Annotated in this window: 10 protein-coding genes; 6 read left to right on the top strand and 4 right to left on the bottom strand. The window is 65.3% G+C overall.

Annotation, left to right across the window (positions count from 1 at the left end; all coding sequences use genetic code 11):
* The first annotated feature begins 9 nt into the window (after positions 1–9).
* From EP007_RS03925 to EP007_RS03915, 3 genes are all read left to right on the top strand, one after another.
* Positions 10–252 carry a hypothetical protein gene (locus tag EP007_RS03925; RefSeq protein ID WP_128476409.1) on the top strand — a complete coding sequence of 81 codons (243 nt, stop codon included), beginning with the start codon at positions 10–12 and terminating at the stop codon, positions 250–252.
* Between the two features lie 128 nt (positions 253–380).
* Positions 381–794, top strand: a complete 414-nt coding sequence (locus tag EP007_RS03920) for a DUF7124 domain-containing protein (protein WP_128476408.1) — start codon at positions 381–383, stop codon at positions 792–794.
* Between the two features lie 201 nt (positions 795–995).
* Complete coding sequence (locus EP007_RS03915) at positions 996–1529, top strand: DUF5815 family protein (RefSeq protein WP_128476407.1); 534 nt, start codon at positions 996–998, stop codon at positions 1527–1529.
* Positions 1530–1567: 38 nt separating this feature from the next.
* Here the strand turns inward: EP007_RS03915 and EP007_RS17310 are convergent, their stop codons facing one another.
* Positions 1568–1705, bottom strand: coding sequence for a hypothetical protein (locus EP007_RS17310; protein WP_166035424.1), 138 nt, complete (start codon positions 1703–1705; stop codon positions 1568–1570).
* Positions 1706–1931: 226 nt separating this feature from the next.
* On the opposite strand from EP007_RS17310, the gene EP007_RS03910 reads away from it, so the two are divergent.
* Positions 1932–3797 carry a hypothetical protein gene (locus tag EP007_RS03910; protein ID WP_243700441.1) on the top strand — a complete coding sequence of 622 codons (1866 nt, stop codon included), beginning with the start codon at positions 1932–1934 and terminating at the stop codon, positions 3795–3797.
* Between the two features lie 408 nt (positions 3798–4205).
* Here EP007_RS03910 and EP007_RS03905 read toward each other — a convergent pair whose 3' ends face one another.
* Positions 4206–4619: an Lrp/AsnC family transcriptional regulator gene (locus EP007_RS03905; protein WP_128476406.1), complete on the bottom strand. Its 414-nt coding sequence runs from the start codon at positions 4617–4619 to the stop codon at positions 4206–4208.
* A 102-nt stretch (positions 4620–4721) separates the two neighbouring features.
* Here EP007_RS03905 and carA point away from each other — a divergent pair, with 102 nt between their 5' ends.
* Positions 4722–5801, top strand: a complete 1080-nt coding sequence (gene carA / locus EP007_RS03900; RefSeq protein WP_128476405.1) for a glutamine-hydrolyzing carbamoyl-phosphate synthase small subunit — start codon at positions 4722–4724, stop codon at positions 5799–5801.
* Positions 5802–5832: 31 nt separating this feature from the next.
* Here carA and EP007_RS03895 read toward each other — a convergent pair whose 3' ends face one another.
* Positions 5833–6897, bottom strand: coding sequence for a metallophosphoesterase family protein (locus EP007_RS03895; RefSeq protein ID WP_128476404.1), 1065 nt, complete (start codon positions 6895–6897; stop codon positions 5833–5835).
* Positions 6898–7062: 165 nt separating this feature from the next.
* On the opposite strand from EP007_RS03895, the gene EP007_RS03890 reads away from it, so the two are divergent.
* Positions 7063–7971: a Vms1/Ankzf1 family peptidyl-tRNA hydrolase gene (locus EP007_RS03890; RefSeq protein ID WP_128476403.1), complete on the top strand. Its 909-nt coding sequence runs from the start codon at positions 7063–7065 to the stop codon at positions 7969–7971.
* Positions 7972–8050: 79 nt separating this feature from the next.
* On the opposite strand, the gene secY is transcribed toward EP007_RS03890, so the two are convergent.
* A complete protein-coding gene (gene secY, locus EP007_RS03885) occupies positions 8051–9520 on the bottom strand; it encodes a preprotein translocase subunit SecY (RefSeq protein WP_128476402.1) in 1470 nt (489 codons plus the stop codon).
* Positions 9521–9657 lie beyond the last annotated feature (137 nt).

The following is a 9657-nucleotide window of genomic DNA, read 5'->3' as shown; positions in this document are numbered from 1 at the left end:
CGTAACACAATGTCCTCGAACACGATTTCCGGAACCGAGCGCGACGGACGGACAGTCCGCGTCCGTCCCACGACGACCCTCCCGGCGGGCGCGCCGGTCCGCCACTTCGACGAACTCCCCGAGGAGGTCCAGCAGTTGCTCGCCGACCGCGAGGGCGGTGGCACCGTCGCGGTCACGCCAGAAATCGCTACCGCGCTCGCCGACGAACCGGTCGTCGTGTTCTCGGAGTACCTCCGCGTCGAACTCGTCTGACCGGCGTTTCGGCCGCGTTCGAGCGTCCGACCCGGAGCGACGCCCGCGTTTGGAGTCGCCCATCGAGTCCCCGGTAGAGATGGCTCCGTACCGAAGCCGTTTTGGCCGCCACGGGCCGAAATGGAGGTATGAACGGAAGCGGCGAGATGACCCTCGCCTTCGAACTCTCGGCGCTGGAAGAGTTGGCCGAACCCGGCACGGTGTTCGACGACGCCCGCAGGTGGAGCAAGTACGTCGGCGTGGTCTCGGACAAGCCCACCTACGTCGTCACCAACTTCACCCGGAAGAACCGCATCCGGCAGGACTTCTTCTCCGGCCCGAAGGGGAAAGGCGAGAGCCTCGAAAGCGTCCGCGAGCAGTTCGACACCGACCGCCACGTCCTCGTCGGCACGGACGACGAGGACCGCGACCTCGCCGACGACCACGAGTGGGAGTTCCTCGACGTGACCGAGGCCGCCGAGGCGGCCGAGTGGCAACTCGCCGAGGAGGCCGACAACGGCGAGGACGCGACCGAGGAAGACCAGCGCGACGACTGGCCCTGAGTCAGTCCACAGTAACTCGGAGTATCACCTCGGAGAACGTCTCGCCGTCGTCTCTGAGCGTTTTCAGGCGTTCGTGAGCCGCTCGCGAGAGACAGATTCGCTTCGCCATCTTGAGAAGGGGTTGTCTCGTGTTCGTATTTCAACCTTCACGCCTCTCTGCGAGTCGCGGCGTTTAAACGCTCGAAACCCCAACCCTGTCGCATGGCAGAACCGCGCGTTCCGGGCGGTCGGGGGGCCGAAATCGACCTCCCCTGTGGCGAGTCAGTCCACGTTCACGACCTCGACATGGGCATGCGCGAGTACGAGTGTGCCTGCGGCGCGAACCACGCGGTCGTGACCGACGTGCATCCGCCCTCCCGATTCGTCCCGGAGTTCCTCGTGAACGTCCTCCAGGCGACCATCGACACCGACGACGACCTCGGCGAGTTCGGGACACCCCACATCATGGGCGTCGTGCTGGAGGAGTTCCCGCAAAAGGTCGTCAGCGAGAACGTCGAGGAGGACCAAGACGTTGGCTACGCGTTGGTCTGGCTGACCGACTTCGACTCCCGGCAACTCCACGAAATCGTGGTCGAACTCCTCGTAGAACTGATGGAACACGCCGTCAGTCACGCCGAGGACGACGACGCGATGGCCCAGTTTGAGGACGACATGCTCGATTTCGAAATCGAGGAGTTCGTCGAGCAGTACCGCCGCGAGCGGGAGTTCTCCGGCCCGCACGACCAAGCGGTGTAATTTTCTCCGAGTTCGGTTCGTTCGGTACGACGAGCGCTTCAGTCCGGATTCGGTTCGTAGCGCTCGCCGACCGGAATCTCCACCGTGCGCTCGCCGGTCTCCATCGTCAGCGACTGGTACTCGGTGGTCTCGCCGTCGAAACTGAACCCAACCGGTTCGTCCCGGCGCACGTCCACCCGCAACTTCGAGGCGAGCAGGTTCGTGACGTGGTCGGTCTCGCCGCCGAAGTAATTCGACGGGACCCATTTTTCACGCCGCGACGATTTTGTATTTCCGCTCGGCTCAGAGCAACATACGTACAGCGCGCCCCATCTTAAAATTTCTCGTTCGTTTATCTTTGGAAACTCTGTCAGGAGGTAATTAACTAACTCTTAATATGGAGATTATCAACTCGGAGTTCCAATGAGACGAAGCAAACGAAACGGCGATTCGGATACGGACGACGACGGGACGGTAACTGACGGCAGGGACGCCGACGGAACAGACCGCACGGACGACGGACACCTCTCGATGGACCGCCGACGCCTGTTACAGGCCACGGGCGTCGGACTGGGCGGGCTTTCGCTGGCGAATTTCGGCGGGGGCGTCGCCACCGCGCAGACCGACTGCGCAGAGGGTCCCTTCGAGCGAACGTACTCGGGCGGAACCGTCAACGTCGGACAAATTCGGGCCGAACAGGGTCGCGGGGACGCCGAACCGACGGTGGACGCCGCGAATCCCGCGGACGCCGCCGCGATGGCGGACCGTCGCCGGGACGCCGCCGACGCCGAGGGTCGCCAGCCGCCGCGGCAGGCCGCACAGGAGTCGGACATCGACGACTCCGGCCCGCTCTCGGTGCGCACCGAGTACGACGGCGTGAACGCCGACGAGACTCGCGGCGGGGTTCCCTCTGACTCGCAGGTCGCCGCGGGCAACGGCAAGCTCGTCCACGCGCTCAACCGGCAGGTCGCCATCTTCAACAAGCAGTCGGGGACGCGCGAACAGCAGTTCCGCCTTGAACGCCTCTGGGAGCCAGTGATTTCGGAACCTGAGGGCGGGTTCTTCTACGGCGAACCGTTCGTGTTCGACCCGCGGGCGCGCTACGACCGCGAGAGCGACCGGTTCGTCGTCGCGGCGACCCAGTACGAACCGGGCCTGACGACCGACGGCGAGGTCATCGACCGCGAGATGCTGGAGGAGGGTGAGTTGGAGGACGTGCAGGTGAGTCGCCCGCCGAGAGGGTGGTGGGTCGTCGCGGTGTCGGCGACGAGCAACCCGAACGGGAAGTGGCACGTCTACCGCGTCCCGCCGCTGGAAAACGAGGGGCTGGTCGATTACCCGCCGCTCGGCGTCGGCCGGGACGCCATCTACCTGACCCAGAACTTCTTCGGCACGGAGTTCGAGGTGACGATGGTCACGCTCGACAAGGCCGCGATGTACGCGGGCGAGGACGTGACCGCCAACCACTTCACGGGGATGAGCGACCCGAACTCCGACGGCCAGACGTTCACGGTCCAGCCCGCGCTCCAACCGTTCGCGGGCGGGCAGTCGAACGCCTACTACCTCGTGAACGCCGACTTCCCCGTCGGGCCGAGCGTCGAGACGCTCACGCTCTGGGAACTGACCGACCCGCTCGGCGACCCGACGCTCTCGTGTCACACCGTCGCGGTGGACCCGTACAGCTATCCGCCGCCAGCGCGCCAGAAGGGCGGCGACGAGACTGACCTCGTGGACACGCTCGGCACGCGCCTGATGAACGCCGACTACGACGACGGGTCGCTGTGGACCGCCCACACCATCCAGTACGACTGGGACGGCGACGGGCGCGCGGTCGCGGCGATTCGGTGGTACGAAATCGACGTGGCGACGCGCTCGGTCGTCCAGAGCGGCGTCTACGGTGAACCGGGAACCTCCTACTACATCCCGACGGTCGGGGCTGACGGCGGCCGGATGGTAATAGCTCACGACCGGAGCGGTCCGGACACCTACATTCAGGCGGTCGTCGCGGGCCGGACCGCGGACGACGCGCAGGGTCAACTGGCCGATTCGCTCGTCGTGCAGGACGGCGAATCGAACTACGACTACGGCGAGGGCTTCGGTACGGTCGGCAACCCGCTCCGGTGGGGCGACTACAACGGCGTCGCCGTGGACCCACAGAGCGGGCGCTTCTGGACTGTGAGCCAATACTCGCCCGACGTGGAGATTCCGCCCGAGACCGAGGAGCGAGACCCCTACAACACCCGCATCGCGGAAGTGAGCTTCGACGGCGGTCCGGGACGAGGGAACTGAGAACGTCGGAATCGGGGGGTGTAAACGCGATTCGATCCGGTTTCGGTTTTCGTAACTGAAACGCGTTCACCGAACATCCATCCCGGCGCGCGCTGGCGCGGCGCGACTGCGCGCCGCGCCAACCGCGCGAGGTCGTCGTGAGCGGATGCGAACGACGGCTCGGCGGACGCGGGTTGTCCGCCGGTGGACGAGGACCGCAGCGAAGCGAGGACCGCAGGCGGTTGGGGAGGTGTGAGGTCCGCGGTTGCGGTGCGGGGCGGTGCCGTGCGGTATGAGTGGCGTCGGCAGTAGCTAGCTCGACGCTTTCCGCGAGTTAGCGGTCATTCAGAGCCGACTCTCGAAGTCTTCAAAAGCGACTTCCGAATTTCTCACAATTCGCTTTCGACGCCTTCAGAATCTCGGTCTCAATCACCCCAACTTCTCGTCCAGAATCAGGCGCGTCTTCGTGTTGACGACTTCCTCCAGTTCGCGCGCTTTCGAAATCAACTGATTCACGCTCTGGGTGTCGGCGGCGTCCACGACGAGTACGATGTCCTCCTCGCCCGAGACCTGCCAGACGAAGTCCACCTGCTCCCAGTCGGCCACGCGCTCGCCGAGGTCGGAGGTGTTCACGTCCACCGCCACGTCGAGTTCTATCATCGCCTTCACGTTGCCCGTCCGGGTGGTCACGGTGAAGCGTTCGATGACGCCGTCGTCGGCCATGCGCTCGACGCGGTTGCGGACCGTCCCTTCCGACGTGCCGACCTGTTCGGCTATCTCGGTGTACGGTTTTCGGGCGTCTCGGCGGAGGATGCTCAGGATTTCGCGGTCGAGTTCGTCCATTGAGATGCGATAGTAGACCGGGGAGTTACTTGATAATTACGAAATTCGTAATCTCGCTACGAAAGCAAGGTTTATACACCGGTATTACGTATGAATCTCGTAATGACAGATGCATACGTGGCACTGGAAGGCGGCAGCGTCGTGGAGGCGCGCTGTCGCGCTCCGGGCACGACTCACGGGGAACTGGTATTTACGACCGCGTACACGGGGTACGAAGAGAGTCTGACCGACCCCTCCTACGAGGAGCAGGTCCTCACGTTCTCGTACCCGCTCATCGGTAACTACGGCGTCCGAGAGGAGCGCTTCGAGGACGAGCGAGTCCACCCCCGCGCGGTCGTCGCGCGCGAACTCACCGACGACGTGGCCCAATGGCTCGAAAGCGAGGGCGTCCCCGCGGTGGACAACCTCGACACGCGCGACCTCGTGGGACAGATTCGGGAGGGCGGCGCGATGAAGTGTGGCATCTCGGCCGGTCCCGACGCCTCTCCGGAGGCGGCCAAGGAGGCGCTCGCGGACTGTCCGGGGATGAGCGACCACACCGACATCGGCGCGCAGGTCAGCGTCTCACAGCGCGAGACCCACACTCCTGACGGGGCGGCCGATGGTCCCGACGTGGCGCTGGTGAACTGCGGCGCGAAGGGGTCCATCACCGAGTCGCTGCTCGAACGCGACGCGACGGTCCACGTCCTGCCCTACGACGTGACGCCCGGCGAAGTCGCGGACCTCGACCCCGACGTGTTGTTCGTCTCGAACGGGCCGGGCGACCCCGCGAACTTCGAGGCCGCCCAGTCGCTCGTCTCCGAGTTCGTCGGCGAGGTCCCGCTGGCGGGCATCTGTCTCGGCCAGCAGATCGTCGCGCGCGCGCTCGGCGGCACGACCGAGAAGATGGACTTTGGCCACCGTGGCGTCAACCAACCGGTCCGGGACCTCCGGAGCGACAAGGTCGTGATGACGACCCAGAACCACGGCTACACCGTCGCCGAACCCGGCCCGGAACTCGACGTGACGCAGGTCAACGTCAACGACGATACCGCCGAGGGACTGGAGAGCGACGACCTGAACGTCATCACGCGCCAGTACCACCCCGAGGCCAACCCCGGTCCCCACGACACGCTCGGCTTCTTCGACGACGTTCTCCGGATGGCTGGCGACGAACGTCGGTCTCCGGTTGCGGCCGACTGACGAGTCCATTCAAGTCAACATCTGTTTATTTCTACCGCTCGTCGGCCAGCGGCAGGTCGGCTAACTGCGCTTCGACCATCTCCGCAACGTCACGGCTCCGCTCGGAGTGGGTCCGCGCGAGGTCGTAGGCCTCCGCGACGCCCGCCTCGTCGGCGACCGGGACGAGTCGGACAGTCGTCCCCTCGGGACCGACCTCCACGAGCGCGTAGGCCTGCGGGAACGACGAGAGGGCCGGGCAAACCAGCCCTCGCACGTCTCCCGCTCGCGGGCCTTGCCCGCTCGCAGTTCGAGGCGTTGCCGCCTCGCTAATCGCCGCGGGCAGGTGGACGTGGCCCGAGAGGTGGAGCGCGTCGCGGTCCGCGAGCGCGTCCACGAGCGCGGGCGCGTCGCCGACCGGCGGATGGGGCGCGTAGTGGTCCTCGCTCAGGTGGGCTTCGAGACCCGGCAGGTTGTGGTGGCTCACGACGAGCGCGGTGTCGGTCTCAGGGAGCGTCGATTCAAGCCATGCGAGTTGGTCGTCGGAAATTGCGCCGTCGTGGGTCGCGTCGAGTTCGCCGTCGGGCGCGGACGCCGAGTTCAGCCCCAGCACGTCCACGCCGCCGAGTCGCGCCCGGTAGGGGAACGACTCGGGCGTGAACCAGTCCTCGAACGCGGAGATGGGCGGCGTCTCGTGGTCGTCGAACGCCTTGGGCACGTCGTGGTTGCCCGGCACCGCGACGAACGGCGCGTCCAAGTCGGCCAGCGCGTCCGCAGTCGCGTCGAAGTCCTCGGGGCGGCCGTCCTCGGTCAGGTCGCCCGCGAGGATTACGCCATCGACCCCGCGGTCGTTGGCGTCGGCGACCGCGCCTCGGAGGCGGGTCTCGGTCCGGTGGTAGGCCTTCCACGTTCCGGACTTCTCGGTCGAGACGTGCGGGTCGGAAAACACCGCCAGCGCGGTCCGGGTCTCGGCGCGCGGCGCACCGAACCGCGCGAGCGTGGTCGGTTCCGCGCGAGCGGTCAGGGCGGAGAAATCGACGGTTCCGTCGTCGCGGTGGTCGTTTTCAGTCGGTTCGGGTGCGGCAGGTCGGAGCTTCTGGACCCCACTTCCCTCGGTCATTGCTTAGTCGAAGCTACCCGCCTGACGCTCATAAGCGTAGCGCAGAAAGTATATATTTGGCACCCTAAACTATATAGATTCGAGTGGTCGGAAGCGCAACGAGGCTCGGAGCGAGGCGACCCCAAGCAGAAGCTACAAGACGCCTCCGGTCACTTTTCGGGGCGAATGCTCGACCAGTTGCTCGGGCGCGCGGAGTTGAAAGAACGAATCGCCGACCTCGAAGACGAGAAGCGCCACCTTCAACGCCAGTTGGAGGCCGAACAGGAGCGCCGTTCCGAGGACGCGACCGCCCGACAGGAGGCCGAACAGCGGGTCAATCGGCTTCAAGACCGCATCACCGAGTTGGAAGATCGGGTCGAGCGTACCGAGTCCGACGAGACCGACCTCGATTTCCGCGGGGTCGAGACCGTCCGGGGCGACCGCCTCGCGGAACTCCTATCGCGTCTCGACTCCGTCGAGACCGACCCCGAGGGCGCGCTGACCGCGATGGTCACCGACGGCGACCGGGGAGTACCCTCCAAAGTCGAAGAGGCGTTCGGCGACCACGCCGGACTGGTCGCTCGCGCACGCCCCTGCCTCGCGGTCAGCGACGACGCCGGTCTCGTGAGCGCCGCACTGACGCCGCCGGTCGCACCCGACCCCTTTGCGGAGTGGGGCGAGGGATTCCGAATCGAGCGCGAGTGGTTCCTGCCGACCGGCGCGTTCGCGCTGGCGGTGGTCCGGTCGGACGTGTTCGCGGTCGGCACCTACGAGGGCCGCGAGCGAGTCGGCTTCGAGGGGTTCGAGAGCGACGTGAAGGGCGACCACTCGAAGGGCGGCTTTTCGCAGGGCCGATTCGAACGCCGCCGCGACGCCCAGATAGACGAGCACATCGACAAGTGCGAGGCAACCCTCGACGAGGCGCTGGCCGAGTCGTCGGCCGACCGACTCTTCGTCGTCGGCCAGCGCACCCTCCTCGGGGAGTTCGAGGAGCGCGCTGACGCCACGCGCGCGGTGGACGCGACTGGTGACCCTGAGGATGCGCTAGGCGATGCTTTCCGAGAGTTCTGGACGGCGCGACTGTACCGCGTCTGAATCTCCCGAAGTTTGAGAGTCGAGCGAATCAGTTACGGAACGACGGCGAAAATAGTTCAGAACGTCACGTTCGGACCGACTATCCGAACATGTCGCGCATCATCGGGTGCATCTCCATCAGTTGCTCTTCGGCAATCTCCTCGTAGAGCTTGTACGTGATGGAGACTGTCAGCAGCAGGCCCGTCCCGGAGACGCCGCCGATGGTGCCGAGCATGTTCGCCAACACGGCCAGTAGGCCAACGAGCGCGCCGCCGATGACCGTGACCTGCGGGATGTAGCGCTCCATGACCTTCTCGATGACGCCCGTGTTCTGGCGGAAGCCGGGAATCTGCATCCCGGAGTTCTGAATCTGCTTGGCGGTCGCTTCCGGACCCATGTCGGTGGTCTCCACCCAGAAGATGGCGAAGATGGCACCGCCGACGACCATGAAGGTAAGGTCGATGAGAATCCGAATGATGACCTGCCACGGCTCCTGACCGACCGTCCCGGTCCACCACATCCACTGGCCTCGCGTCTGAATCGGCGCAAGGTAGTAGAACAGCCCGCCGGTGGGCTGGCCGCCCGAGTAGGTTCCCAGCCAGTTGGGCATCCCACCCGCCCCGAGTTGGCTGTAGAGAATCTGGCCGAGGAACTGGAGGTTCGCCTGTAGCGCCCGGACGAGGATCATCGGTAGGACGCTGGCGTAGATGAGCTTCACGGGGAATCGACCCCGAGCGCCCTTCACGCGGGCGTGACTCAGCGGAATCTCGACGCGGACGCTCTCGGCGTACACGACGACCGCGAAGATGAGGACCGTCGTGACGAGCGCGAGAATCCCACCGCCGTCGAGCAGCAGGTACTGGATGCCGTCACTGGTCAACAGCGACGGCGCGTTCTGGGCGCTCCCGGTAATGAGGGAAATCCATGTCGGGATGAGGCCGGTCTGGCCCGGCAGGCCGGGCCACGCGAACAGGCCGCCGAGGAGCTTCTGGCTCACACCGGCGATAATGAACAGGCCGATACCGGAGCCGACGCCCCACTTGCTGATGATCTCGTCCATGAACAGGATGAGGATACCCCCGACCGCGATCTGGCCGAAGATGAGCCACTTGACGCCCATCGTGCCGACGCCGAGGCTCTGGGCGACCTGCGGGTCTACCTGTAGGAACCCACCTGCGAACACCATCGGCAGGCCGGTCAGGAATATCATCCCGACCACCAGCACCTTCTGGAGACCCTGATACAGGATTTGGTCCCGCGGGTCGTCGGTGTCGAGTCCGAGCAAGTCGGCACCACCGAGAAGTTGGAGGACGATGGAGGCGGTGACTATCGGACCGATTCCGAGTTGCAGGACTGTTCCTTGGCCACCCGCCAAAATCGAGCGGAACTGGCCGAAGGCGTCTTGGCTTCCGATGTTGACCCCGTACAGGTAGATGTTCGTGAGGAAGAAATACAGAACCAACACGCCCGCGGTCCACCCAAGCTTTCGCTTGAACGGAACGTGGCCCTCCGGACGCCTTACGGAGGGCATCCGGGTGAGTATTGGTTCTGCCGTCTCTTTCCAACTCATATATCGCAATACATCGGACGGGGGCTTGTATGTGCTTCGCTTTGAACCACGATACGAATGTGACAAAGTCTCACGATACGGGCGACCGTCGTCGTACTTGCAGAGGCACCGATGCGTGTGCTTTTCCCCGCGTCAAC

The sequence above is a fragment of the Halorussus pelagicus genome (genome assembly GCF_004087835.1).
Classification (GTDB): domain Archaea; phylum Halobacteriota; class Halobacteria; order Halobacteriales; family Haladaptataceae; genus Halorussus; species Halorussus pelagicus.
The sequence above is the reverse complement of the archived record's forward strand: the minus strand, read 5'-3'. Positions and strand labels throughout refer to the sequence as shown.